This is a genomic window from Roseateles sp. FW305-36, assembly GCF_058787015.1.
The window spans coordinates 72,979-96,978 of the sequence record NZ_JBYSZK010000002.1 but is presented as its reverse complement, the minus strand read 5'-3'; the positions used below and the strand labels follow the sequence as shown (position 1 = coordinate 96,978).

The 24,000-nt window shown below is 70.2% G+C and carries 29 protein-coding genes; 8 read left to right on the top strand and 21 right to left on the bottom strand.

The genetic code is table 11. The annotated features are described in order from the left end of the window. Positions 1 to 375 (top strand): VOC family protein, encoded by a 375-nt coding sequence (locus tag AC3WOE_RS04705; protein WP_492688632.1) that lies wholly within the window; start codon positions 1 to 3, stop codon positions 373 to 375. Here AC3WOE_RS04705 and AC3WOE_RS04700 read toward each other — a convergent pair. The 12 genes from AC3WOE_RS04700 to AC3WOE_RS04645 all read right to left on the bottom strand — a co-directional run bounded on the left by AC3WOE_RS04700 (position 369) and on the right by AC3WOE_RS04645 (position 10,198). Beyond that, positions 369 to 1,397, bottom strand: a complete 1,029-nt coding sequence (locus tag AC3WOE_RS04700; protein ID WP_492688630.1) for an OmpA family protein — start codon at positions 1,395 to 1,397, stop codon at positions 369 to 371. The two genes, AC3WOE_RS04705 and AC3WOE_RS04700, sit on opposite strands and share 7 nt — an antisense overlap. 17 nt (positions 1,398 to 1,414) lie before the next feature. Continuing rightward, a complete protein-coding gene (locus AC3WOE_RS04695; protein WP_492688628.1) occupies positions 1,415 to 1,609 on the bottom strand; it encodes a hypothetical protein in 195 nt (64 codons plus the stop codon). Between the two features lie 53 nt (positions 1,610 to 1,662). Beyond that, positions 1,663 to 2,193, bottom strand: coding sequence for a GNAT family N-acetyltransferase (locus tag AC3WOE_RS04690; RefSeq protein ID WP_492688626.1), 531 nt, complete (start codon positions 2,191 to 2,193; stop codon positions 1,663 to 1,665). Then, entirely contained in the window at positions 2,190 to 2,936 is a 747-nt protein-coding gene (locus AC3WOE_RS04685) for a GNAT family N-acetyltransferase (protein ID WP_492688624.1), read from the bottom strand. Before AC3WOE_RS04685 ends, AC3WOE_RS04690 begins: the two co-directional genes overlap by 4 nt. Further along, positions 2,929 to 3,477, bottom strand: coding sequence for a GNAT family N-acetyltransferase (locus AC3WOE_RS04680; RefSeq protein ID WP_492688623.1), 549 nt, complete (start codon positions 3,475 to 3,477; stop codon positions 2,929 to 2,931). The genes AC3WOE_RS04685 and AC3WOE_RS04680 overlap by 8 nt, the downstream gene beginning before the upstream one ends. Then, positions 3,470 to 3,925, bottom strand: a complete 456-nt coding sequence (locus AC3WOE_RS04675; protein ID WP_492688621.1) for a hypothetical protein — start codon at positions 3,923 to 3,925, stop codon at positions 3,470 to 3,472. The genes AC3WOE_RS04680 and AC3WOE_RS04675 overlap by 8 nt, the downstream gene beginning before the upstream one ends. Before the next feature lie 14 nt (positions 3,926 to 3,939). Next, positions 3,940 to 4,713: a ParA family protein gene (locus AC3WOE_RS04670; RefSeq protein WP_492688619.1), complete on the bottom strand. Its 774-nt coding sequence runs from the start codon at positions 4,711 to 4,713 to the stop codon at positions 3,940 to 3,942. 77 nt (positions 4,714 to 4,790) lie between these two features. Beyond that, the gene (rsmG, locus tag AC3WOE_RS04665) at positions 4,791 to 5,417 is read right to left on the bottom strand and encodes a 16S rRNA (guanine(527)-N(7))-methyltransferase RsmG (protein WP_492688617.1); all 627 of its coding nucleotides are present in this window, start codon (positions 5,415 to 5,417) and stop codon (positions 4,791 to 4,793) included. Next, on the bottom strand, positions 5,414 to 7,363 hold the full coding sequence (gene mnmG / locus AC3WOE_RS04660; RefSeq protein WP_492688615.1) for a tRNA uridine-5-carboxymethylaminomethyl(34) synthesis enzyme MnmG: 1,950 nt from the start codon (positions 7,361 to 7,363) through the stop codon (positions 5,414 to 5,416). The genes rsmG and mnmG overlap by 4 nt, the downstream gene beginning before the upstream one ends. Positions 7,364 to 7,440: 77 nt before the next feature. After that, positions 7,441 to 8,787, bottom strand: coding sequence for an ATP-binding protein (locus AC3WOE_RS04655; protein WP_492688613.1), 1,347 nt, complete (start codon positions 8,785 to 8,787; stop codon positions 7,441 to 7,443). After that, positions 8,784 to 9,443, bottom strand: a complete 660-nt coding sequence (locus tag AC3WOE_RS04650; protein ID WP_492688611.1) for a winged helix-turn-helix domain-containing protein — start codon at positions 9,441 to 9,443, stop codon at positions 8,784 to 8,786. Before AC3WOE_RS04650 ends, AC3WOE_RS04655 begins: the two co-directional genes overlap by 4 nt. Before the next feature lie 2 nt (positions 9,444 to 9,445). Further along, positions 9,446 to 10,198, bottom strand: a complete 753-nt coding sequence (locus tag AC3WOE_RS04645) for a cytochrome b/b6 domain-containing protein (protein WP_492688610.1) — start codon at positions 10,196 to 10,198, stop codon at positions 9,446 to 9,448. A 77-nt stretch (positions 10,199 to 10,275) separates the two neighbouring features. Between AC3WOE_RS04645 and AC3WOE_RS04640 the strand changes: the two genes are divergently transcribed. The 4 genes from AC3WOE_RS04640 (at position 10,276) to AC3WOE_RS04625 (ending at position 11,971) form a co-directional block, all read left to right on the top strand. Then, positions 10,276 to 10,914 (top strand): Crp/Fnr family transcriptional regulator, encoded by a 639-nt coding sequence (locus AC3WOE_RS04640; RefSeq protein WP_492688608.1) that lies wholly within the window; start codon positions 10,276 to 10,278, stop codon positions 10,912 to 10,914. A gap of 68 nt (positions 10,915 to 10,982) precedes the next feature. Beyond that, the gene (locus AC3WOE_RS04635) at positions 10,983 to 11,177 is read left to right on the top strand and encodes a YgaP family membrane protein (protein WP_492688607.1); all 195 of its coding nucleotides are present in this window, start codon (positions 10,983 to 10,985) and stop codon (positions 11,175 to 11,177) included. A gap of 24 nt (positions 11,178 to 11,201) precedes the next feature. Beyond that, positions 11,202 to 11,462 (top strand): YkgJ family cysteine cluster protein, encoded by a 261-nt coding sequence (locus AC3WOE_RS04630; protein WP_492688606.1) that lies wholly within the window; start codon positions 11,202 to 11,204, stop codon positions 11,460 to 11,462. A gap of 11 nt (positions 11,463 to 11,473) precedes the next feature. Beyond that, positions 11,474 to 11,971 carry a DUF2867 domain-containing protein gene (locus AC3WOE_RS04625; RefSeq protein ID WP_492688605.1) on the top strand — a complete coding sequence of 166 codons (498 nt, stop codon included), beginning with the start codon at positions 11,474 to 11,476 and terminating at the stop codon, positions 11,969 to 11,971. Positions 11,972 to 11,998: 27 nt separating this feature from the next. Here AC3WOE_RS04625 and AC3WOE_RS04620 read toward each other — a convergent pair whose 3' ends face one another. From AC3WOE_RS04620 to AC3WOE_RS04600, 5 genes are all read right to left on the bottom strand, one after another. Next, entirely contained in the window at positions 11,999 to 13,672 is a 1,674-nt protein-coding gene (locus tag AC3WOE_RS04620) for a tetratricopeptide repeat-containing diguanylate cyclase (RefSeq protein ID WP_492688604.1), read from the bottom strand. A gap of 117 nt (positions 13,673 to 13,789) precedes the next feature. Further along, complete coding sequence (locus tag AC3WOE_RS04615; protein ID WP_492688602.1) at positions 13,790 to 14,287, bottom strand: hypothetical protein; 498 nt, start codon at positions 14,285 to 14,287, stop codon at positions 13,790 to 13,792. Continuing rightward, positions 14,284 to 15,447 (bottom strand): ABC transporter permease, encoded by a 1,164-nt coding sequence (locus tag AC3WOE_RS04610; RefSeq protein ID WP_492688600.1) that lies wholly within the window; start codon positions 15,445 to 15,447, stop codon positions 14,284 to 14,286. The genes AC3WOE_RS04615 and AC3WOE_RS04610 overlap by 4 nt, the downstream gene beginning before the upstream one ends. Further along, positions 15,444 to 16,238, bottom strand: coding sequence for an ABC transporter ATP-binding protein (locus AC3WOE_RS04605; protein ID WP_492688599.1), 795 nt, complete (start codon positions 16,236 to 16,238; stop codon positions 15,444 to 15,446). Before AC3WOE_RS04605 ends, AC3WOE_RS04610 begins: the two co-directional genes overlap by 4 nt. After that, positions 16,235 to 17,707, bottom strand: coding sequence for an alpha/beta fold hydrolase (locus AC3WOE_RS04600; RefSeq protein ID WP_492688597.1), 1,473 nt, complete (start codon positions 17,705 to 17,707; stop codon positions 16,235 to 16,237). The genes AC3WOE_RS04605 and AC3WOE_RS04600 overlap by 4 nt, the downstream gene beginning before the upstream one ends. Positions 17,708 to 17,896: 189 nt before the next feature. Here AC3WOE_RS04600 and AC3WOE_RS04595 point away from each other — a divergent pair, with 189 nt between their 5' ends. Continuing rightward, on the top strand, positions 17,897 to 18,079 hold the full coding sequence (locus tag AC3WOE_RS04595) for a hypothetical protein (protein ID WP_492688596.1): 183 nt from the start codon (positions 17,897 to 17,899) through the stop codon (positions 18,077 to 18,079). Here AC3WOE_RS04595 and AC3WOE_RS04590 read toward each other — a convergent pair. From AC3WOE_RS04590 to AC3WOE_RS04580, 3 genes are all read right to left on the bottom strand, one after another. Next, a complete protein-coding gene (locus AC3WOE_RS04590) occupies positions 18,076 to 19,098 on the bottom strand; it encodes a DUF3667 domain-containing protein (RefSeq protein WP_492688594.1) in 1,023 nt (340 codons plus the stop codon). The genes AC3WOE_RS04595 and AC3WOE_RS04590 overlap by 4 nt on opposite strands. 78 nt (positions 19,099 to 19,176) lie before the next feature. Next, positions 19,177 to 19,875: a cysteate racemase gene (gene cuyB, locus AC3WOE_RS04585; protein ID WP_492688592.1), complete on the bottom strand. Its 699-nt coding sequence runs from the start codon at positions 19,873 to 19,875 to the stop codon at positions 19,177 to 19,179. Between the two features lie 2 nt (positions 19,876 to 19,877). Continuing rightward, positions 19,878 to 20,762 carry an amino acid ABC transporter substrate-binding protein gene (locus AC3WOE_RS04580; RefSeq protein WP_492688591.1) on the bottom strand — a complete coding sequence of 295 codons (885 nt, stop codon included), beginning with the start codon at positions 20,760 to 20,762 and terminating at the stop codon, positions 19,878 to 19,880. A gap of 107 nt (positions 20,763 to 20,869) precedes the next feature. On the opposite strand from AC3WOE_RS04580, the gene AC3WOE_RS04575 reads away from it, so the two are divergent. Together AC3WOE_RS04575 and gstA are read left to right on the top strand one after the other, a co-directional pair. Continuing rightward, positions 20,870 to 21,754: a LysR family transcriptional regulator gene (locus AC3WOE_RS04575; protein WP_492688589.1), complete on the top strand. Its 885-nt coding sequence runs from the start codon at positions 20,870 to 20,872 to the stop codon at positions 21,752 to 21,754. A gap of 43 nt (positions 21,755 to 21,797) precedes the next feature. Next, positions 21,798 to 22,412, top strand: a complete 615-nt coding sequence (gene gstA / locus AC3WOE_RS04570; protein ID WP_492688588.1) for a glutathione transferase GstA — start codon at positions 21,798 to 21,800, stop codon at positions 22,410 to 22,412. Here the strand turns inward: gstA and AC3WOE_RS04565 are convergent, their stop codons facing one another. Next, positions 22,413 to 23,984, bottom strand: a complete 1,572-nt coding sequence (locus AC3WOE_RS04565) for a thioredoxin family protein (protein WP_492688586.1) — start codon at positions 23,982 to 23,984, stop codon at positions 22,413 to 22,415. Positions 23,985 to 24,000: the final 16 nt, after the last annotated feature.

The window sequence follows — 24,000 nt, the reverse complement described above, 5'->3', positions numbered from 1 at the left end:
ATGTTCGACCACGTCAAGTTCGGCGTCAGCGACTTCGCCGCCAGCAAGGCCTTCTATGCCGCCGCCCTGGCGCCGCTGGGTGTCGCGATCATCGCGGAAGGCGTGCCGACCTACGGCGCCGAGCTCTGCGGCGGCGGCAGCAACTGCTCGCTCTGCATCTTCCAGACCGACGAGAAGCCGGCCCATCTGCACCTGGCCTTCGTCGCCAGCACGCGCGCGCAGGTCGATGCCTTCTACAGCGCCGCGCTGGCCGCCGGCGCGCGCGACAACGGCCCGCCGGGCCTGCGGCCCCAGTACAACGCGAACTACTACGCCGCCTTCGTCATCGGCCCGGATGGGCACAACCTCGAGGCGGTCTGCCAGGCCGCCTACTGAGCCACCAGCTCCACGCGCCGGTTCTTCGCTCGGCCCGCTTCGTCGCCATTGCCGGCCACGGGGGCGAGCGATGCCAGGCCCTTGGCGCTGAGGCGCTTGGCATCGACCTTGTAGGGCGCGGTGGTCAGGGCCAGCACGACGGCGCGGGCGCGCTCCATGCTCAGCGCCTGGTTGGCCTCGAAGCCGCCGACGTTGTCGGTGTGGCCAACGATCCAGGCCTTCAGCGTGGGCTGGTTCTTCAGCAGCTCGGCCATGGCGTCGAGCTGGGCCTTGGACTCGGGTTTGAGCTCGGTCTTGCCGGTGTCGAAGAACAGGCCCGTCAACGTCACGCGGCCTTCAGCGGCGAGGCCGGCCTGCAGGGCAGCGGGATCGACCGTGACCTGGCCGGTCTCCATGGGCTTGGGCTCGACGACCTGCACATAGGTGGCGACCAGGCCCGTCGTCGCGTTGGCGGCCAGCGAGTTGTAGATCAGCACCGTGGCTTCCTGGCCCGGCTTGCCCAGGGTGCCGACCAGCATGCGGCCCTCGTCGGCGGACAAGGCCGAGGTCAGGCTGTAGCGGCCGCTGGTGGGCGTTTCGACCGAGCCCTTGGCCCAGACCATGCCCTTCATCGGTTCGCTCAGCTTGAGCCAGGCGAAGTAGAGGTCGAAGCAGTCGCGCTCGCAGGCGAAGCGCTTCTTGAAGCCGGCCGCGTTCAGCGCCTGCTCGTAGTTGCGCCACACCTCCAGATTGGCCTTGCCGCGTGGGGCGATATAGACCGTCTGAGTGACCTTGCCTTCGAGGTTGAGCGGCGTGTCCTTGAACTGGCGCCTGTCGGACTTGGACAGCTCGACGCTGGCGGGTACGGCCGCGGCGTCCCAGTTGGAGACGCGCTGGCCGGCCAGCCAGGAGCCGGCGAAGCGCTTGATGAGGGGATGGTCGACGGCACCCGGCACATCGGCAACGGGCGCGTCGGCGGCCATCACGGCGGCATGGGTGACGGCGACGAGCAGGGCAGTGGCCAGGCGAGCGAATGTCTTCATGGCGTTCGGTTGGGGAGTTATTGCAGGACCCTCTCGACGCGGCGGTTCCTGGCGCGGCCGTCCTCGGCGGCGTTGAAAGCCAAGGGCGCGATGTTGGCGACGCCGCGCTGGGTCAGCGCCGCGGCCGTCTGGTCGGCGCTCTCGGCGACGTCGACAAAGGCCGCCGTGCAGAGGAGCAGGGAAGCGAGGAGGGCGGCGCGGAGAGGCGTCATGGAGGGCGGCGGGTGGCGAGGCGCGATGTTGACGCAGGCAACGCGCGAGACCCTCACCCCGATGAACTGCAAACGTGGGACGCGAAGCCCTGACGGCGGCTCAACTCGTAACGAAATTCAACGCAGGCCTCGCCGCGGAATTCGGTGGCGATGCGCTCGACGAGGTGGGCGCCCAGACGCTCCAGCAGGCGGATGCAGGCGAGGTTGCGGGCATCGGTCTGGGCGTGGATGTATTCGACGGCCGTTTGGTCGAAGACGAGGGCGATGGCCGCGCGCACGGCCGCCGTCGCCATGCCGCGACCTTGGGAGTGGCGGGCCAGCGTGAAGCCGAACTCGGCCTCGCGGCCATCGGCGCTGATGTGGATGCCGAGGTCGCCGAGCAGCTTGTCGCTGGGCTCGTCGGCGATGGCGAGCTGGGTCCATTGGCCCGGCTCGAAGGCGGGCACGACGGCCATCTCGTTCAGGAAGTCCAGGGCCTGCTCATCGGGCAGCGGCGTCCAGCCTTGCCAGCGGCCGACCTCGGGATCGCCGCGATAGGCCTGGAAGGCGGCCAGGTCGGTGGCGGCGAGCCGGCGCAGCTTCACACCAGCTCGGCTTCCGGGCTGCGGTAGTGGTAGCGGTAGGCGAAGACGAAGCCCATGCGCGAGTACAGGCGCTGGGCGACGGCGTTGTCGCTGCCCACCTGCAGATAGGCCCGGCGGGCGCCCTGGTCGTGGGCGAGGGCGAGCAGCGCGCGGCACAGGCGCTCGGCATGGCCCTGGCGCGGCACGGCCGAGAAGATGTCGTAGAGGCCGACGATGTCGCCGTCGACCACCATCTGGCCGCAGGCCAGCAGCCGGCCGTCGGCATCGTTCAGCGCAAAGCCCTGGTAGGTGACCGGGGCGTTAGCGATGCGCTCGGCGTGGGCATCGATGGCGGTCTGGGACGAGCCGCGCAGCGCGCCGACCGTGGCGGCATAGGTGGGCGCGTCCAGCGCCTGGAGGGCGACCGGCGCGGGTTCGGGCACGAGGCTGGCCATGACCATGACGTCGGCCGCATCGAAGCTGCCCCAGCCCTTGGAGGCGAGCAGCTCGTCGAGATTGCCGGGCTGGCTCCAGGGCGTCACGCGCACGGCCAGCGGCAGGCCGGCCGCGTCATAGGCCTGCTGGCAGCGCGCCAGCAACTCGTCCAGCGGCAGGGTCCCGGCGCGCAGTGCGTTGATGCAGCGCGAGCGCTTGGCCTTGCCCGGCGACAGGCGGATCAGCCAGCCGTCGATGTCGGCCTGCTGGGGTGGGGCGCTGGCGTCAAGGCCGGCGTGTTCGGCGCGCAGGGCGAGGGAATCAAGCATGGGAGAGCAATGTGGACGGGGCGCGCCAGACGCAGCGCCACTTGGGCAGGGACACGCCGCCGAAGGGCGTGCTCATGCCCTGGTCGGTGAACTCGGCGCCCATGCGGGCGTAGAAGCGCTTGGCGGGCTCGTTGGCGTCAAGCACCCAGAGGAAGAGGGGTTGGGTGTGCGCGGGGCCGAGCTCGCGCGCCACGGCCTGCAGCAGCTGGCGACCGATGCCGCCGCCCTTGGCTTCGGGGTGGACGTGCAGGTTGTCGACCAGTGTGCCCCACTCGGCGTCGTGGTCGGGCATCACATAGGCGAAGCCGATCATCCGGCCGTTGGCATCCTCGGCCACGACGCCGAAGGCGGATGCGGCGTCAGGCCCCTGCAGGCGGCCGCGCCAGACGGACTGGCGGTCGGCATCGACCTCGTGGTCCAGGTACTGGTCGGTCAGCATGCCGCGGTAGGCGCTGCGCCAGCTGGTGGCGTGAAGGTGGGCGACGGCATCGGCGTCGGCCGGCCGCATGTGGCGCAGCGTGGTGACGGCGGCTTCAGACATGCGCATGGATCTGTCGCAGCGGCCCGCCCAGGACTTGGCCCAGCTCAAGCAGGGCCTGTTCCGACAGGCCGGCCCCGTTCGGGTTGCGGGCCTCCAGGATGAAGCGACCGAAGGCCACCGGCCAGCCGTACTTGAGTTCGTTCAGAGAGACATGGGCGCCGCAGCAGGCCGCGTGGACATGGAGATCTTCAAAGTGTCTCTGCCCCTTGCTGGCCAGGCTCATGGCTTCTCCCCACCAATCGTCGGCATCGGCATCGCAGGCAGGACAGCGGACGCCTTCCCAATTCTCACCAGCGTCCACGAAGACCATTTGTGCTTCGACACGGCTGCCGATGTGCTGAGCCATGGGCAGGCAGCGGGAAAGCAGCTGGGTGGCTCGCGCCACCTGTCCGGCGTCTGGGACGTAGCCTGGATCGGCGGGCACGTAGCGGAGCAGGGCGTCGGACATGGCGCGGTGCGCGGCTAGCGCATCGTCTCGATCCGCTTCACCATCTCCTTGGCGAAGTCGACAAAGGCTTGCGCGCCCTTGGATGCCGGGTCGAAGACGACACCGGGCAGGCCGTAGCTGGGCGCCTCGGCCAGTCGGACGTTGCGCGGGATGACGGTGTCGAAGACCTTGTTGCCGAAGTGGGCCTTGAGCTGGTCGCTGACCTGCTGCTGCAGCGTGATGCGCGGGTCGAACATGACGCGCAGCAGGCCGATGATCTCCAGGTCCGCGTTCAGGTTGGCGTGGATCTGCTTGATGGTGTTGACCAGGTCGGTCAAACCTTCCAGCGCGAAGTACTCGCACTGCATCGGCACGATGACGCCGTGCGCGCTGCACAGGCCGTTCAGCGTCAGCATGGACAGTGAAGGCGGGCAGTCGATGAGGATGAAGTCGTAGTCCTTGCCAGCCTCGACCAATGCTGCCTTCAGACGGGCCTCGCGGCGCTCCAGCGCGACCAGATCCACCTCGGCGCCGGCCAGTTCACGGTTGGCGCCGAGCACGTCATAGCCGGCCTTCTCGGCACGGGCCTTGGCCTCGGCCAGCGTCGCGGACTCCAACAGCACGTCGTAGACGGTCAGCTCCAGCTTGCGCTTGTCGATGCCCGAACCCATGGTCGCGTTGCCTTGCGGGTCCAGGTCGACGACCAGCACCCGCTGGCCGATCTGCGCCAAGCCGGCGGCGAGGTTGACGGTGGTGGTGGTCTTGCCGACGCCGCCCTTCTGGTTGGCGATGCAGAAAATCTTGGCCATGGGTTCCAGTTCTCGACTGCCGGCATCGTACCGGGGAGAGGGCGGGTCGACCCTCGGGCGCGACCCGTGAAGTGACTTCAGCGCGGCTTCATCCAGATGATGCAGCGCTGGGCGTCCAGGCCCGGGACGGTCAGTTGTTCCACGTGAAACACGTCGACGTCGGCGGGCAGGGCGGCGATTTCGTCGGCCGGGTGCTGGCCTTTCATGGCCATCCAGACCGCACCCTGGGGCAGATGCTGGCGGGTCAGGCTGGTGAAGTCGAGCAGCGATGCGAAGGCGCGGGAGGTGATGACGCCGAAGGGCTCCGTCTTCAGCTGTTCGACCCGGCTGTGCACGCCGTGCAGATTGGGCAGCTTCAGCTCGGCCGCGACCTGCTGGATGAAGGTGGCCTTTTTGGCAACGGCGTCCACGCAGCTGACATCGGTTCCGGGGAAGCAGATGGCGATGACCACGCCCGGCAGGCCGCCGCCGGCGCCGACGTCCATCAACCGGGCCGGCGCGCCGTGGCGCTTCAGCGGTGCGATGACGGACAGGCTGTCCACCAAGTGGTGGCTCAGCATCTGCGCCGGATCACGGACGGCAGTCAGGTTGTAGACCTTGTTCCACTTCTGCAGCAGCGCCAGGTAGGCCAGCAGCTGGTCGAGTTGGATGTCCGTGAGTTCAAGACCGAGTTCGGTGGCGGCGGCTTCGAGTTGTTCCCTCATGCCGCCTCAGCCTCTGTGAAACCCTTGAACTTGCCCTTCTTCAGGTGCACCAGCAGCAGCGATATGGCCGCCGGGGTGATGCCGGAGATTCGCGAAGCCTGGCCCAGGGTCTCGGGCTTGTGCTTGTTCAGCTTTTGCCGCGCCTCGAAGGAGAGGGCGTGGACCAGGCCGTAGTCCAGATCCTCGGGCAGCTTCAGGTGCTCGAAGTGGGCGGCGCGGGCGACGTCGTCGACCTGCTTGTTGATGTAGCCGGCGTACTTGGTGCTGATCTCGACCTGCTCGGTGACGAGGGCTGCCAGCTCGGCGCCCAACTCGGCATTCAGCGTTTCACGTGAAACACCGGCCTCGGGACGTGCAATGGCGGCGACTTCCGCGACCGTGTCGAAGACGACACCGGGCCGGCGCAGCAGGTCGGCCAGGTTGTACTCGCGCTCCAGGGCCTTGCCGACCAGGCGTTCGGCATCCACCGCCGGCAGCACGCCAGGATGAACCCAGGTGCTCTTCAGCTTCTCGGTTTCACGTGAAACAGCGTCGCGCTTGCGGTTGAAGGCGGTCCAGCGCTCGTCGTCCACCAGGCCGAGCTGGCGGCCGGTTTCGGTCAGGCGCAGGTCGGCGTTGTCCTCGCGCAGCTGCAGCCGGAACTCGGCGCGGCTGGTGAACATGCGGTAGGGCTCGGTCACGCCCTTGGTGATGAGGTCGTCCACCAGCACGCCCAGGTAAGCCTGGTCGCGCGCCGGCGTCCACGGGCCGTCGCCGCGGACTTGCAGCGCGGCGTTCAGGCCGGCGAACAGGCCTTGGGCTGCCGCTTCCTCGTAGCCGGTCGTGCCGTTGATCTGGCCGGCGAAGAACAGGCCCTGGATGACCTTGGTCTCGAACGACGCCTTCAGCCCGCGCGGGTCGAAGTAGTCGTATTCGATGGCATAGCCGGGGCGCAGGATGTCGGCGTTCTCCAGGCCCGGGATGCTGCGCACCGCGGCGAGCTGGATGTCGAAGGGCAGGGAGGTGGAGATGCCATTCGGGTAGAACTCGTGCGTCGTCAGGCCCTCGGGCTCCAGGAAGATCTGGTGCGAGTCCTTGTCGGCGAAGCGGTTGACCTTGTCCTCGATGCTGGGGCAGTAGCGCGGGCCCACGCCTTCGATGACGCCGGTGAACATCGGGCTGCGGTCGAAGCCGCTGCGGATGATGTCGTGCGTCTTCAGATTGGTGTGCGTGATCCAGCACGGCAGCTGCTGGGGGTGCATGGCGGTGTTGCCCATGAAGCTGAACACCGGCACCGGGTCGAGGTCACCCGGCTGCGCCTCGCACTTGGAGAAGTCGATGGTGCGGCCGTCGAGGCGCGGCGGCGTGCCGGTCTTGAGCCGCCCTTGCGGCAGCTTCAGTTCCTTGAGCCGGGCCGACAGCGAAACGGCTGGCGGGTCGCCCGCACGGCCGGCGCTGTAGTTTTCCAGGCCGACGTGGATGCGGCCGTCCAGGAAGGTGCCGGCCGTCAGCACGACGGCGCGGCCACGGAAACGGATGCCGGCCTGGGTGATGGCGCCAACCACGCGGTCGCCTTCCACCATCAGGTCGTCGACGGCCTGCTGGAACAGCGTCAGATTCTTCTGGTTCTCCAGGCGGCGGCGGATGGCGGCCTTGTAGAGGATGCGGTCGGCCTGGGCGCGGGTGGCGCGCACGGCCGGGCCCTTGCTGCCGTTGAGGATGCGGAACTGGATGCCGCCTTCGTCGGTGGCCAGGGCCATCGCGCCGCCCAGGGCGTCGACCTCCTTGACGAGGTGGCCCTTGCCGATGCCGCCGATGCTGGGGTTGCAGCTCATCTGGCCCAGGGTCTCGATGTTGTGGGTCAGCAGCAGCGTCTGCGCGCCCATGCGGGCAGCGGCGAGCGCCGCCTCGGTGCCGGCATGGCCGCCGCCGACGACGATGACATCGAATTCCTTGGGGTAGAGCATCTCGGTCCTGGGAAAAGAGCACAGCCCACGCGAGGGCTCGGGCAAACCCGGAATTTTACGGAGCGGCTGTGGATAAGTCACCCGTCGGATTTCTCGGGCTCCAGCCTCACGCGCAGGCCGCCCAGCGAAGGCGAGCGATCGGCCGCGACGGCCCAGCCCTGCAGTGCCGCGATGCGCCGCACGATGGACCAGCCCAGGCCGCTGCCCGGCTGGACGCTGCCGTCGCCGCGCTGGAAGCGCTGGCCCAGCCGGGCCAGGCCGGCGTCGCCCAGGCCCGGCCCGCCATCCTCGACGGCCAGCCGCCAGCCCGCCGCCGTGGCGGCCAAGGTCAGCGTCACCGGGCTGCCGGGCGGGCTGTAGCGCAGTGCGTTGTCCAGCAGATTGCGCAGCAGCACCTGGGTCAGCAGCGCGTCGCCCTGGGCTTGGACCGGGCTGGCCGCCTCCAGCGCCAGCGCGTGACCCTCGTTGAGCGGGCTCTCGGCGGCGTCTGCCACCGCCTGGCGGGCCAGCTCTGCCAAGGCCAGCGGCGCGCGTGGCGGCGCGGTGGCAGCCTCCAGCCGGGCCAGCATCAGCAGCTGGTCGATGAGGCGGGCGGCGCGGTCGCAGCCGGACAGCGTGGCGGCCAGCGCGTGGCGGCGCTCGGCGTCGTCGCGCGCGCCCAGCGCCACCTGGGCCTGGGTGCGGATGGCGGCGATGGGCGTGCGCAGCTCGTGCGCGGCGTCAGCAGTGAGCCGGCGCTCACCTTGCAGCAAGGCCTCGATACGCGAGAACAGCGCGTTCAGGGCTGACATCAGCGGTACCAGCTCGGTCGGCGCATCGGCCAGCGCCAGCGGCGCGAGTTGCTCGGGCTGGCGCGCGGCCAGCTCGGCGCGCAGGCGGCGCAGCGGCGCCAGCCCCCAGCGCAGCACACCGGCGCCGAGCAGCGCGATCAGGCCCAGGGCCGCGCCGCCCAGTCCGAGCAGCGGCCCCAGCACGGCCCACAGGATTTCCCGCCGCGCCGATTCGCGCTCGCCGACGAGCACGGTCACGTCATTGCCGGCGCCCTGCGCGACGAGGACGCGCCAGCTGACGTCGCCGCGCGTGACGGTGTGGAAGCCGGCGGCCATGCCTGCCACCAGCGGGGCGGACGGCGCCTGCGAGGACCGCAGGGCGAGCCGCCCTTCGTGGAAGACCTGGAACACGGCGCGCGGCGCGTAGCGGTGCAGGCTGGGCGCGTCCAGCACCGCGTCGTCGTCATGCGCCAGCTGGCCACTGTGCTGCACGACGAGCAGGGCGGCGGCCTGGCTCAGGTGGGCGTCCAGCAGCTCGCCGAGTTCGTGCTCGGCCTGGCGCAGCGCCAGCATGGCGGTCAGCCCGCCGACGCCCAGCGCCACCGCCAGCACGCCGGCCAGCAGCCGCGCCTGCAGCGAGGCCAGCCGCCTCATGGCCGTGGCACCCGGTAGCCAACGCCGCGCACCGTCTCGATCAGCCCCGCGCCGAGCTTGCGCCGCAGGTGGTGCACATGCACTTCGATGGCATTGCTCTCCACCTCCTGGCCCCAGGCATAGAGCTGGGCCTCCAGCTGCTCGCGGCTCAGCACGCGGCCGGCCTGGCGCAGCAGCAGGGTCAGCAAGTCGAACTCGCGCGCCGACAGCGCCACCTCGGCGCCGCCCCGCGTCACGCGCCGGGCGGCTGGGTCCAGCAGCACGTCCTGCCAGACCAGCTGCTCCTGCGGCTGGCCGTGGGCGCGGCGCACCAGCGCGCGCAGCCGCGCGCCCAGCTCGAACAGGTCCACCGGCTTGACGACGTAGTCGTCGGCCCCGCCGTCCAGGCCGCGGATGCGGTCGGGCACGGCATCGCGCGCGGTCAGCACCAGCACCGGCACCATGCAGCCGGCCGCGCGGGCGCGGGCCAGCACCTCGAAGCCGTCCAGCCGAGGCAGGCCCAGGTCCAGCACGGCGGCGGCATAGGGCGCGGCGCGCAGCTCGCGCTCGGCGGCTTCGCCGTCGCGCACCCAGTCGACCTGGAAGCCCTGCTGGCGCAGGCCGGCGCGCAGGCCGTCGCCCAGCAGCGGGTCATCCTCGGCAAGCAGGAGGCGCATCGTCAGTCGTCATCGCGGTCATGGCCGCGATGATGCCGCGCTTCGCCGCCATGGCCCGTCTCGGCCGAGGCGCCGGCGTCGCGCCAGAGCGAGGAGGGGCCAAGGCTCCAGGCCCAGAAACCCAGCGTCGCGGCCAGCAGCGCCACGGCCAGGCCGCGGTGCATGCTGCGCGTCGGCGGCGTGCCGGCGGGCACGGCCTTGCGGCCGGTCAGCATGGCCGGCACGAGGCGGTCGCGCGCCAGCCAGCCCGTCAGCAGCACGGCGGCCACGTGCACGCCCACCAGCAGCAGCAGCCCGTTGGCGACCGCCTCGTGCAGCTCTTCCCACGCGTCGCCACCCTGCCAGGCCAGCCAGCCGCTGCCAGCGGCCGCGAGACCCGTGGCGAGCAGGGCCAGCACAGCCCAGCCGCCGGCCGGGTTGTGACCGGCATGAGGCCCGGCGCGGCCGGCCAGCAGCTCGCGCAGATGGCCGATGACGGCGGCCGGCCCGCGCACGAAGTTCGCGAAGCGTGCCGGCGGCGTGCCGATGAAGCCCCACAGCAGTCGCAGCACCATGGCGCCGGCCAGCGTGAAGCCGAAACTGATGTGCACCGCCCGCCAGCCATGGCCTTCGGCGGTCAGCCAGGCGCCTGCCAGGCTCAGGGCCATCAGCCCGTGCAGCAGTCGCACGGGGGCGTCCCACAGCGGCTGGGTGACTGTGGCTGCCGGATGGGCCGGTGAGTCGGCGGCGGGCAGTTCGGTGGAAGTCGAGGTCATGCGAGGCTCCTGAAGCGGATGCCGGCATGCTGGCGCCGCCGGCTTAGGGTTGTCTGAAGGCGTGCTGCAATCGCCCCATGCCCATCCCGCCCGACCCCACGCTGGCGCCCCTGGCCGAGCTCGCCGCGCGCGCCCAGCCGCTGCGCGTGCCGGCCGGCACACGCCTCTTTGACGCCGGCCACCCCTGTCCGGGCTTTCCCATCGTCGACGAGGGCAGCGTCAGCGTGTCGCTGCTCGCGCCGGACGGCCGGCGCATGGAGCTCTACCGCGTCGAGCCCGGTGAGGTCTGCGTCGTGTCGGCCACCTGCCTGTTCGCCCACCGCGTGGCCACGGCCAGTGGCGAGGCGCGCACCGAGACGGCGCTGCGCCTCATCGGCCCGGCGGATTTCGAGGCCGTCTGCGAGCGCGACCCCGTGCTGCGTCGCTACGTCATGGGCCTGATGGCCGAGCGCCTGGCCGACCTGATGGCGCTGGTGGAGGCCGTCGCCTTCCAGCGTCTGGACCAGCGCCTGGCCGCGCTGCTGTGCGCCCGCGGGCCACGGCTGCTGGCCACCCACCAGCAGCTCGCCGACGAACTCGGCACCGTGCGCGAGATCGTCAGCCGGCTGCTGCGCCGCTTCGAGCGCGACGGCTGGGTGGCCCTGGGCCGCGAGCGCCTCGACGTGGTCGACGCGGCCGCGCTGCAGCGGGTTTGCGCAGGATCAAGCCCTGTGTGACCGCAGTCACCGACAGCGCCTGCCCGGGCGCCCGAGGATGGCGTCATTCCACCTCGAAGGAGCGCCTCATGTTCAAGATCAACGTTGGCGGCATCGACCGCATCGCCCGCATCCTGGCCGGCCTCGTGCTGCTGGCGCTGACCCTCATGGGCACGATTGGCGTGTGGGGTTGGATCGGCCTCGTGCCCCTGGCCACCGGCCTGCTCGGCTCCTGCCCGCTCTACAGCATCCTGGGTTTCAACACCTGCCCGATGAAGCACTGAGCTCGGGCGGCAGACAATGCCGCCATGGACTGCCGCCCCCGCTGTGCCGCCTGCTGCATCGCACCGTCGATCAGCTCGCCCATCCCCGGCCACCCGAACGGCAAGCCGGCCGGGGTGCGCTGCGTGCAGCTGGACGACGAAGACCGTTGCCGCATTTTTGGGCAACCTGAACGCCCGGCGGTCTGCGGCTCGCTGCAGCCCAGCGAGATCATGTGCGGCGACAACCGCGAGCAGGCCATGCGCTGGCTGGGCTGGATGGAGCAGCAGACGGCGCCGGGCGGTTAGGCTTCGCGGCCATGACGCCTTCGGAAACGCCACTCCCTCCCGACAGCCTGCTGGCCCGCCTCGCCCAGGAACGCGGCGCCTATGCCGATGCCTACACGCTGCGCCTGCCGCGCGCCGTGAGCCTGGCCGAGTTCGTCGAGGCCTTCTACACGACGCGCCTCTTCAAGATCGAACGTGGCTTGATCGCGCTGTTCGGTCGTCCGTCCAGCGATGCCATGGCGCGTGCCGTGGCCCGCGGCGAGGGTGAAAGGCTGGCGGTCTGGACCATCGAGGCGCGCAAGCCCGACGAGCTGCTGATGCACGAGGACAGCGGCGCCACGCGCTCCTGGTTCAAGGCCGAAGCCGGCGCGTCGGGCACCACGCTGTGGTTCGGCTCGGCCGTCGTGCCGCGCCGGCGCAGCCCCGACGGCCAGCCGCGCTTTGGCTGGGTCTTCCACGTCCTGCTGGGCTTTCACCGCTGGTACTCGCGCGCCCTGCTGGCCGCGGCGGCGAAAGGCCTGCCGGCTTAGGGCCCGTTGCCGTAGCGTTAACAGTCCCTAGGACACGGCGGTCGGCGCCGGCCCCGGGCGGCTGGCCGTCTTGTCGCGGTACATGCCGGCATCGCTGCGCTCCAGCAGCGAGGCCAGCGATTCCCCCGGGCTGGCCTGCTGGACGCCAACGCTGATGCTGACCTCCAGGCCGCGCGCCACGACATCCCAGTCGGCGGCCTTCACGGCCGCCTTCAGGCGCTCGCAGCAGGCCCGGGCGATGGTTTCCTCGGTGCGCTCGAACAGGATGACGAATTCGTCGCCCGCCAGTCGCACGACCAGATCGTCCTGGCGCACGCTGGCCTGGAACAGGGCCGCGAGTCGAACCAACACCTCGTCGCCGACCAGATGCGAATAGCGGTCGTTGACCTGCTTGAAGCGGTCGACGTCGATGACGGCCAGGCACAGCGGCGGGGCATGGCCATCGGCGGTGGCGCTCAACTCCTCCAGTCGCCGCTGGAAGCCGCGGCGATTCAGCAGGCCGGTCAGCGGGTCTTCATGGGCGAGCTTCTCCAGCATGCGGGACTGCGACTCCAGCGCATCGATGCGCACGCGGGCCTGGCGCGATTCCAGCTGCCAGGCGACGACGCGGGCCCGGCTGTCCTGGCTTTCCAGGCGGATGTTCTCCTCGCGTTGCCGCAGCAGGCGCAGCTGCACATTGGCCTCGGCGTGGCGCCCGCGAGCGCTCAGCAGGTTGCTGGCGATGGCATGGCCCAGGCCGGCCAGCGGTTCGTGTTCGGCCTCGGCACCGGCGGCAGCCATGGCCTGGGCGTGCTGGAAGGCCTCCTCGTCGCGGCCGGCCGACCAGGCCAGCTCGGCCTGCAGCCAGGCCCTGATCGCCACCAGCCAGGTGTGGGCTCCATAACGCCGACTCCAGTCGGTGCCGAGATCGAGTTCGCGCTGCGCGAGCGCCGGGTCGCCGGTCCAGCAAGCGAGCAGGCCCGCGAGCAGATGCGCCATCGCCTGGCCCGTGACGGTGATGCCCGGCATCAGGCCGGCCGCGTTGCTCCAGTGGCCCTGGGCGGCCTGCAGGGCCTGGATGCGCGCGGCCATGGCCGGCAGCGCATCACCGGGCGCGCCATGGAAGCGCTGCATGACGAAGCGCAGCGCTTCCAGATAGGCGAGGTTGGCCAGCGGCTGCGTCGGGTTGACGGGCGGCTCCAGCGCCTGCGCCAGCTGCAGGGCGCGCTCGAAGGCCTGCCGGGCCTGGGCGTAGTTGAAGGTCCAGAAATAGGCCGTTCCCAGGTAGTTGAATGCCAGCGGCAGATGCGGCCCGAGGGCGATGCGCTCGCCCAGGGCCACGCTCATCAGCCCGGCCTCGAGGGCGTCCTCGCTGCGCCCGAGGCTGGCGGCCGTGTGCGCCAGCGTGGACAGCGCCGCGACTTCGGAGGCGACATCGCCCAGCTCGCGGAACAGATAGGCCGCCCGCTGGCTGACCGCATGAGCCCGTCTGAGCCGAGACAGCTGCCTGTCGACGTGGGCCAGCAAGGCGAGGCAGCGGGCCTCGCCCAGTGCGTCGCCCGTCGCCTTGGCCCATTGCGCCGCTTCGCGAGCGAAGCCGCCGGCCTCGTGGGCTCGGCCTTCATCGAGCGCGGCCTGGGCCTGCGCCAGCAAATTCGCGCTGCCTGCCAACGGCAGCGCCGCCACGCCGGACGGCGCGGCCCCTCCCTCAACCTTGTTCAAACGAGCGATCCCCCAGGCTGGCGCTCCGAGCGAGCGGGTCAGGACGCCTGCTTTGCGGGCCTGTCAGGCCCGTCGCTTCGGGAGCGGCGCCATGCTACTGGAGGCCGCGGCTCGAGCCTAGGAGCCGCTGCCCTTGCCGCTTACTTTCGTCGTCACGGGCTGCTTCGTCGCCACATCCTCGATCCACACTTCGCAGGCCTCGGCCGCGATGCGACCGGCCACGCGATAGGCCTTGCCCGGCTCGGGCGTGAAGTCCACTTCGCCCTGCACGCGGCAGGTCGGGTTCGTCATGGCGAGGATGGGGGCGGCGTACTGCGTCGTGGCCAGCAACTGCACGCGGGCCGGGCGTGGCGGCAGCTCGTTGCTGAGCGCCACCGGCGCCACGGAAAAACCGCGGCCCTGGTTAGCGCGCACCGTGGCCATGCTGGTGGTGGCCAGGCGCCGGCCGTCCACCTGCGTCAGCTCGAAGACGTGCAGCAGCTTGCCGCTGACCTGCACCGCCTGGTCGGCCACGTTGACGGTGGGGCCGGTGTAGTCGGGCGGCGTGGCGGGCTCCAGGCCGGAGCAACCGGCCAGGGCCAGCGCAGCGGCACAGGCGAAGGCCGTCGCTCTCATCGGGCGACCGCCGCACGCATCGAGCGTGCGACGTAGGCCAGGGCCACGGCGGCCAGCGCGAAGCCGACGATGACGCCCGGCATCACCTGGTTCCAGCGCAGGGCCTCGCCCTTGAGCACGGCCATCATCAGCGTGTTCTGAGCAAGACCTGGCACCCAGTAGTACCAGGGCGCCTCGCCGCCGGGGTTGAAGATGCTGATCATGGGCATCAACGTGATGGCCGTGATGACCAGGGTGCTGCCGGCCTGGGCCTCCTTGAAGGTCTTGGAGCGGATGGCCAGGGCCATCAGCAGGGCCGATAGGCCCGCGGCCAGCGGAATCTGCAGCAGCCAGAAGGCCAGCACCTCGCCGCCGCCGAAGCTGAACTGAGCCTGAAGCACGTCGCTTTTCAGCAGCCACTGCGCGGGCACGAAGCTGGCCGACGACAGCAGGGCCACGGCCATGCCCAGCAGCGCGACGGCGCCCCATTTGCCGGCCACGATGGCGCCGTGCGGTGCGGGGTTCATCAGCAGCGGCTCCAACGAACCGCGTTCGCGTTCACCGGCCGTGCTGTCCAAGGCCGCGGTCAGCGCGCCGTAGAGCACGGCCATGATGACGAACATCGGGATGATGCCGGTGAAGCGCGAAGCGCGAGCCTGGGCGCTGGCGAGGTCGCGCTCCTGCACGTCGACGGGTTCGAGCAGCTCGGTGGACACGCCGCGCATGGCCAGGTTGAGCATGGCGCGCTCGCGGTTGAAGCCACCGAGCAGACGCGCGATGGAGCCGACGCCGGCGCTGGCGCGCTGGTTGGCGCTGTCGCTGACGATCTCCACGGTCGGCGCCTCGCCGGCCAGCAGCTTGGCCTCGAAGTCCTTGGGCACGACCAGCACCGGCTCCAGCAACGTCGTGCCGCGCAGCGCGGCCTCGTAGTCGGCCGGCGCGGCCTTTAGCGTGAAGGTCTGGCGCTCGAGGTAGTTCTTCAGCGTCGGTGCGTTCTCCATGCCCACCACCAGGATCTCGCGTTTGTCGGCGCGCTCCTCCAGCGAGGCGATGAGGCCGGACAGGGCCATCAGCAGCAGCGGCCCCATCAGCACGGCGGGGATGAGCAGGCGCAGCAGGGTGCGGCGGTCGCGCAGCGCGTCGCTGAGTTCTTTCGCGAAGACGATGAGTGCTTGTTTCATGCGGCCACCTCTTCAGGGAAAGCGAGTTTGACGAAGGCGTCCTCGAAGCGGGATTCACCCGCCTGTTCGAGCAGGTCCGGCACGCTGCCGTGGGCAACACTGCGGCCCTTGGAGACGATGATGACCTCGTCGCAGAGCTGCTCCACCTCTTGCATGATGTGGGTCGAGAAGACGATGCATTTGCTGCCGCCCTCGGGGCTGCGCAGCCAGCGCAGGGCCTCGCGCAGGGCGCGCGTGGCCAGCACGTCCAGGCCGTTGGTGGGCTCGTCCAGCACGATGTTGGCGGGGTCGTGCACCAGGGCACGGGCCAGGGCCGTCTTCATGCGCTCGCCTTGGCTGAAGCCGTCGGCGCGGCGGTCCAGGATGGCGCCCATGTCGAGCAGCTTGGCGAGCGTCTCGGCGCGCGCATTGGCGGCGTCGGGGCTCATGCCCTGCAGGCGGCCGTAGTAGACGATGTTCTCGCGTGCCGACAGCCGCGGGTAGAGGCCGTGGGCGTCGCCGAGGATGCCCATGCGCGACAAGGCCTTCAGGGCATCGTCCTTCACCGCAATGCCGTCGACGCTGATCTGGCCGCGGTCCGGCGGGAAGAGGCCGGCCAGCATGCGCAGCGTCGTCGTCTTGCCGGCGCCGTTGGCGCCCAGCAGGCCGGTGATGCGGCCGTTGGCAGCCTTCACGCTGACGCCCTGTACCGCATGCACGATGCGCTTGGTGTCTTTGGCGTTTCGGCGCTTGAACAGGCTGCCGCCGCTCTGGGCGATGAACTGCTTGTGAACGTCCTGGATGTCGATCATTTGGCGGCTCCTGCGGAGCTGGCTTGAACCGGTTCGAAGGCGACGGGCCGCGGGATGCGCGTGGCGCAGGCGGCGTCCTGGGGTAGGGCGGCGGCGTCGGTCTTGGCGTCGATGAAGCGGAACACGAGATCCCGCATGCAGCCCACCGGCATCACGCCGTGGCCGGCCTCGGCGACGACGACATGCTGGACGCGCTCCGGATGGCCGGCGCTCAAGGCCTTGGCGACATGCTCACCATGGCGCGGCGGTGTGGCGGGGTCGGCTCCACCGCTGAGCAGGAGGACGGGGCTGGGCGCGGGCGGCATCTTGTAAAAGTCCGGCGTCACCTCGCCACGCGGCCAGGTCTTGCAGACGCGGCCGTACATTTCGGCGTCGACGGCGCGGAAGTCCGCGCCCGGGGCGTCCCTGGACTCGGCGATGCGCGGTGCGTCCTCGGCGCAGATGACCGAGAAGTGCATGCCCATGGCCAGGCGCATCGAGGGGCTGGAGCCGAAGGCCGTCGTCAGGCCGAAGAGGGGCGCGAAGTTGCCATCGCTGGCCGCGTGGATGGCCGCGGGCAGGGCGGCGGCCAGGGCCGGCTGGTAGAGCGGCCCGCGCACCGAACGCATCACCAGGTCGCGGTCGACGGTGAAGCGTTCCAGCACGCCGGTCAGCGGCTGCTGCACGGCGACCGGGCGGGGCAGCGAGGCCATCAGCTTCTGCCAGTCGCCGCGCAGTTCCGGGTGGGCCTTGGCGTTGGCCTCGAAGAGCTTGTCCAGCGCGGCCTGGCCGTCGGTGGAGAAGCTGGCCGGCAGCACCATGTCGGGCGGCGCAACGCCGTCGATGACCGTGCGGCGGACCTTAGTCGGGAAGAGCCGCAGGTACTCCACGGCAGCGCGCGTGCCGTAGCTGGCACCGACGAGGTTCCACTGCGGCACGCCCAATTGCTCGCGCACGGCGTCCATGTCCTGCATGGCGATCGTCGTCGTGAAGAAGCGCAGGCCACCCTCCTTGCCGTAGGGCAGCTTCTCCAGCGTGGCGCGGCATTCGTCGATGCGGCGCATCTGGGCGTTCGGCTCGAGCTGCTCGGCAACCGAAAGCTTGCTGTCGTCCGGGCAGTCCAGCGGCGCCGACTTGCCGGTGCCACGCTGGTCGATGAAGACGAGGTCGCGGCGGTTGTTCAGCCGCGAGAGCCGGGGCAGCACGCGCGACGCCACCTTGATGGCGCTCTGGCCGGGGCCGCCGGCCAGCAGCAGCACCGCGTCGGGCTGCTTGTTGCGCGCCAGGGCCGGCACGACGAGGTAATGGACATCGATCTTCACGCCGTCCGGCCTGGACGGGTCCAGCGGGCGCTGCAGGCTGCCGCATTGCAGCTCGTTGGGAATGCCGTCGACGCGGCAGGGCTTGAGCGGCGAAGCCGCCGCTGCCGCCGTGCCGCACAGGCCGGCCAGCGCCAGGGCCGCCAGCAGGCGTCCTCTCCAGTCACGCATGCCAATCTCTTCTTGTCGTTGGGATGGCGCGCAGTATCTGCCTTGGCCCCGGCATCTCCAGGCGCCGCAGGACGAGTGGCAAGTGCGGCCGCATGAATGGCGACTCAACGGGGCGGATGGCGGCTATGCTGCGCTCACCTCACCGGACGGTGGCGTAGAAAGGCTGTACTCGTGCAGACACTCGATGAAATGCGGGACCGTGGGCTGCTGACTTGCTCACAGCACGCCGAGATCGGCGCCTGGGTCGGCAAGGCGCGCACGCCCGAGGCCATCCTGGCCATGCCCGAGTCCTTGTGGCGCACGCTGGAGCTGGCCAGCGTGCTGATGGATGTGGACGCCGACCTGCGCCGCCCACCGCTGCTGGCCTTCTAGCCAGCCGCCAGCGCCCCGGCCATCACCAGGGCCAGCAGGCCCAGGCCGATGATGAACCAGTGCAGCACCGCCAGCACGGCGGCGCGCAGCACCGTCGTCCACCAACTGGCTGCATGGACCCGCTTCAGCGCCACCACCGGGTAGATGTTGGACCAGGCCCAGGCGCCGAACGCCACCCAGCCCCAGGGCAGCAGCACGGCCACCAGCAGCATGCCGTACCAGGCCGCGTGCAGGTGCATGGCGAAGACGAAATGGGCGCCATAGGGCTGGCGCCAGAACAGCAGCTTGAGCAGGCCGGCGAAGAAGGGCAGGGAGCACAGCACCGCATAGGGTGCCAGGCCCATCATGGTGGCGCCCATGGCGTGCATGGAGCCCTTGGGGTCGGCGCGCCAGTGGTCCTCGGCGCGGTGGACGCGGTCCTGTGCACCCTGGGGCAGTTGGGTGGCCAGATCGGGCGAGAGGACGTGGAAGTCGCTGCGGTGCTCGGCAAGCTTCTTCGTGACCTTGGCCATCTTGGAGGATGCCGCCGACGCTGCCGACGCGCCTTCCATGGCCACTTGTGCCACCTCGTCGCCGTCCTCATCGTCCAGGCCCAGCGTGTGCGTGCTGCCGGGCATCAGCTTCAGCGCCATGAAGAACAGCAGGCCCAGGGTCAGCAGCAGGCGCAGCGGCAGCACATAGCGCTGCTTGCGGCCGGCGAGGTATTCCCGCGTCAGGAAGCCGGGCTTGGCCATCAGGCCCCACAGGCTCTTCCACAGCGTGCCTTCGACGGCGACGTAGTGGCTGACGAACTCGTGCGCGAACTCCATCAGCGAGGGCGGATGGTTGGCGGTGTCCTGGCCGCACAGGCTGCAAAAGCGCGCGCCTTCCATCAGCGTCGTGCCGCAGTTCAGGCAGGCGCCGCTGGCGCCATGGCCGTGGTGGGCCGGGCCGCCGCTGGCCGCCAGGCTGGCCAGATCGGCCGAGGCCACCACCGCGGCGGTCCCGCCGGCCAGGCCGCTCAAGCCTCCGTCATCCATATTCCATCCCTCCGCAGCTTGGGTGCGCGCGGCCTCGTGCCGCCGGGGCGGAGTGTGCCGCAGCCGCCGCCTGCCGGCTCAGGCGGACGAGCTTCTCAGCACGACTTCGCGTGCCAGGGCCGCAGTGGCGTCCACCACCGGCAGGCCGCAGGCCGCGGCGTCGAGCACCAGGGGGATCTCGGTGCAACCGAGCACCAGCACGTCGGCACCACGCCGCGCCAGGGCACGCGCGGCCTCGGCCAGCAGGGCCTGGCCGTCGCCCAGCCGACCCGCCTTGACGGCTTCAATGCCGGGCATGACCTGCTCCAGCATCTCGCCGGCCGTGGGCAGCAGCCAGGACGGCGCGGGCAGGTCGGGCAGGCGGCGGTTGATGTAGAGGCCCGAGGCGATGGTCGCGTCCGTCGCCAACAGGCCCACGCGGGCATCGCGCCCGGCCAGGGCCAGGGCTTCGCGCAGGGCGGCGTCCACCAGATGCAGCATGGGCCGCTGCAGCTGGGCCTGGACCGCGTCGAACCACAGATGGGCCGTGTTGCAGGGCATGACGATGAGGTCGGCACCGGCCGATTCCAGGCGCCGGCCGCAGGCGACGATGGCCTCCAGCGGTGAATCCCCCGCGCCGCGGAAGGCGGCGGTGCGGTCGGGGATCTGCGGCAGGCAACTGACGATCATGGGCACATGGTCCTGGTCGCGCGCCGCGGGCGTCGCGTCCAGCACCTTGCGCATGAAGTCGATCGTCGCCAGCGGGCCCATGCCGCCGAGAACGCCTACGACCTCCATGATCAGATCGCGGGCTTGTCAGACAGCTGCTTGAGGTTGTCGCGCAGCTCCTTGCTCATCGGCGCATTCAGGTTGATGCCGCGGGGCGGGATGGGCGACAGGAACCACTTCTTGTACAGGGCCTCGAACTCGCCGTTCTTCATCATGGCGCCCAGCGTGTCGTCGACCAGCTTCTTGAACGCCGGGTCGTCCTTGCGCAGCATGATGGCGTAGGGCTCCACCTGCAGCGGATCGCCGACGACGGCCAGTGAAGCAGGGTCCTGAGCGCTGGCGCGCAGGCCGAACAGCAAGATGTCGTCCATGCCGAAGCCGTCGGCGCGGCCCTGCTGCACCAGCAGCGCCGCCTCGGCGTGATCCTTGGCGCCCAGCAGCTCGAAGCCCGCCTCTTCCTCGGCGTTGAAGCGGCGCAGCACCAGCATATTGGTGGTGCCGGTGGTGGACACGAGCTTGCGGCCCTTCAGGTCGTTGAAGCCGTGCACCGGCGAACCCGTCTTCACCAGCAGCCGCGTGCCGGTGTAGAAGTAGTTGATGGAGAACGCGACCTGCTTGCCGCGGCTGCTGTTGTTGGTGGTGGAGCCGCACTCGATGTCGATGGTGCCGTTCAACAGCAGCGGGATGCGGTTGGACGAGGTGACGGCTTGCGTGGCCAGCTGCAGGTCGGCGCGGCCGGTGGCCTTCTTCACCTGCTCGACGACCTTGGCGCAGATCTCCCAGCCGAAGCCGGTGGGCTTGGCTTCCGAGCCGAGGTAGGAGAAGGGAATGGACGAATCCCGGTAGGCGACGGTGAAGGTGCCGGACGCCTTCACCTTGTCGAGGGTGCCGGGCTCGGCGTGGGCGCTGTGTGTGGTGCAGGCGAGGACGGAGGCGGCGAGGGCGATGAGCTTCATGGCGTTCCCGGGTGTGTGGATCGGATGCATGGAATGCTAGGAAAACGACCCTGCGTTGTGCATCGCGTTTGACCTCGAGTTCATAAGCTGGGCTAATGAAGTCCACCATGCGCATCAAGCACGTCGAAGTCTTCCACGCCGTCATGCTGACCGGCTCCGTCGGCGCCGCCGCCAAGCTGCTGCATGTCACGCAGCCGGCCATCACGCAGACGCTGCAGCATGCCGAGCTGCAGCTGGGCTATGCCCTCTTCACGCGCCAGAAGCGCCGCCTCGTGCCCACGCGCGAGGCCCAGGCGCTGTATCCCGAGGTGCAGGCGCTGATGCTGCAGCTGGAGTCGCTGCGCCGCATGGCCTCGGCGCTGCGGCAGGACCAGGACAGCCCTTTTCGCATCCTCATCGTGCCGTCGCTGGCCGTGCGCGCGCTGCCCGACGCGCTGCGCATCTTCCGCAAGGCGCATGCGAACACGCCGGTGTCGGTGCGCACCCTGCACTCCAACGACATCGCCCGCGCCATGGCCCTGCAGGAGGCCGACGTGGGCATCGTCTACGGCAAGCTGCCGCACCCGGCCCTGCAGGACGAGCTGGTGGCGACGGGTCGCCTGGTCTGCGTGTCCGCCCGCAAGACGCGCGCCGACAAGCGCATGACAGTGACGATGCAGGAGGTGCTGCGCGAACCCTTCATCCGCATCGACGAACGCGACCCGCTGGGCGCCGTGCTGGCCGACCACTGGTCGCGCCTGGGCCTGCAGGCCAAGGCCGGCATGACCGTGCAGACGCACCACATCGCCATGGTCATGGCCGAGCAGGGCTTCGGCCCGGCCATCATCGATTCCTTCACCGCCCAGGCCGCCTCGGGCGAAGGCTTGCAGGTGCGCACCCTGCTGCCCGAGGTGCCGGTGGAGATCCACGCCGTGCAGCCGCAAGGCCTGCGCTCGCCGCGCGCGGTGGCCGACTTCATCGCCGCCTTCCGCAGCGTCACCACGTCGGCATAGGATTTGCCGGGATCTTGAACCCTTCAACCTGGAGACGCCCGCCATGAAGCTCTATTTCAGCCCCGGTGCCTGTTCGCTGTGCCCGCACATCGTGTTGCACGAAGCCGGTCTGGACCACGAGGCCGTGAAGGTCAACCTGAAGACCCACCAGCTGCCCGACGGCAGCGACTACTACGCCATCAATCCGCGCGGCTACGTGCCGCTGCTGGAGCTGGACAGCGGCGAGCGCCTGACCGAGAACGCCGCGCTGGTGCAGTACATCGCCGACCTGGCACCCGGCCGCGAACTGCTGCCGCCGGCCGGCACCCTCGAACGCACGCGGGTGCAGTCGTGGCTGGCCTTCATCGGCAGCGAGCTGCACAAGACTTTCTCGCCCTTGTTCAACCCCGCCATGCCGGACGAGGCCAAGGCCCTTTTCAAGAAGAAGCTGGCCGAACGCTTCGCCTGGGTGGATGGCCAGCTGGCCGGCAACTCGTATCTGATGGGCGAGGCCTTCTCGGTGGCCGACGCCTATCTCTTCGTCATGACCGTCTGGGCTGGGCGAACCGGCGTCGACATCGCGGGCCTGGAGAACCTGGCCGCCCACCAAGCGCGCATGAAGGACCGTCCGGCGGTGCAGGCCGCGCTGAAGATGGAAGCCGCTGCCGCGGCTACCTGATCAGGCCTTCTTGGTCTTCAGCACGCCCTCACAGGCCGACTTGGCCTTGGCGTCGCTGGCGTCCAGCTTGCCGCAAACGCCGTCGAGCTGGGCCTTTAGCCGGCCCACCACGGCGGCCTGGGTCGGGCCCTGGTTCCAGGTCGTCAGCAGGCTGCCGACCTTCTTCAGCGAACGCTCGCTACGCTCGTAGAAGGCGCCGGGATCCTTCTCGGCCTCGGCGAAAAGCTGGGCGGCAACCTTCTCGATGCGTGGCGTGTCTTCGGGGCTCAGCTCGATCAGCGCGCCCAGGTAGTTGGAGCCCCATTGCAGGCGCGTGGCCGGGCCCTCGCTCTTGTTGAAGGCTTCCTCGTACCACCGCAACGCGTCCGCCTTCTTGCCCTGCTTCTTGGCGTTGCCGCCGAGCTGGCTCATCAGGTAGTAGGGCGAGTGGCTGCGCGCCAGGGCCGACTTCAGCAGCTCGTCGCTCTCCTTCCACAGGCCGGCGCGGCCGAGCAGGTGGGCGGCCTCGGTGACCACGGCCTGGCGCTCGTAGCCGTCGGTGATCTCGCGGTTGGCCTTGCCGGCCTGGTCGCGCGCTTGCGTCAGCAGGGCGGCGGGGAGGTTCTTCGGGTTGGGGTCGTCCTTGGCCGAGTCCAGGCGGGCCAGGTCGATGCGGCCCTGCAGCGCGTTCAGGCGGTCGGCGCGCGACAGCGTCGGGTCTTCGTTGAGCTTCTTCAGCGCGGCGTCGAACTCGGCCACCAGCGCATTGCGCGCGTCGCCGGGCTGGGGCGCGAAGGCCTTGACGAGGTCGGGTGCCTCGTTGGTCAGCACGTCCATCTGGGCGTGGGCCTGGGCGGCGTCGCCCAGCACGGCGCGCAGGCGCGGCAGCTGGGTGGGGTCAGCGGCCTTGCCTTCGGCCAGGGCTCCGACGGACTTCAACCACAGCCGCGTCGCCGTCTCGGCATCGACGCCCTCGCTGACCTTGGCCAGCTGGGTCAGCGTGGCCGGGCGCTCGGCAACGGGCAACAGTTGCTGCTCATCGGTCTCCCAGCCGTAGAAACCCAGCAGCCGCCATTCGTTGGCATTGAGCTTCTTGCCGGCCCTGGCGTCGGCCAGCACGGCCTTGACCGGGCGGCCGCTGGACAGGCCCAGCTGCAGCACCTTCATGACCTGGGCCGCGTCGGCCTCGCCGGGCAGGCGGGTGATCTCGTTGCCGGCCGGGTTGAAGAGGATCAGCGTCGGGTAGCCGCGCACCTTGAAGCGCGTGCCCAGCTTCTGCGCACCGGGCGCGTCGCCGTCGATGCCCACGGCCACGAAGGCCTTGCTCTGCTCGATGAAGTCGGCGCGGTTGAAGAGGGTGGCCTTGAGCTGGTTGCAGGGCGGGCACCACTTGGCGCCCCAGTACAGCAGCACGGGCTTCTTCTCGGCCTTGGCCTGGACGAAGTAGCGGTCGATGTCGGCGTCAGCCGCGGCGGCCTGCCAGGAGACGCCCGGGCCGGTGACGGCGTGGGCCGCGGGCGTCGCGGTGACGAGGAGGGCGGTGGCCAGGGCGGCCAGGACGGGCGTGACGCGCACAGGGTGGCTGGGCTTCATCGGGCGGTGGTCTCGA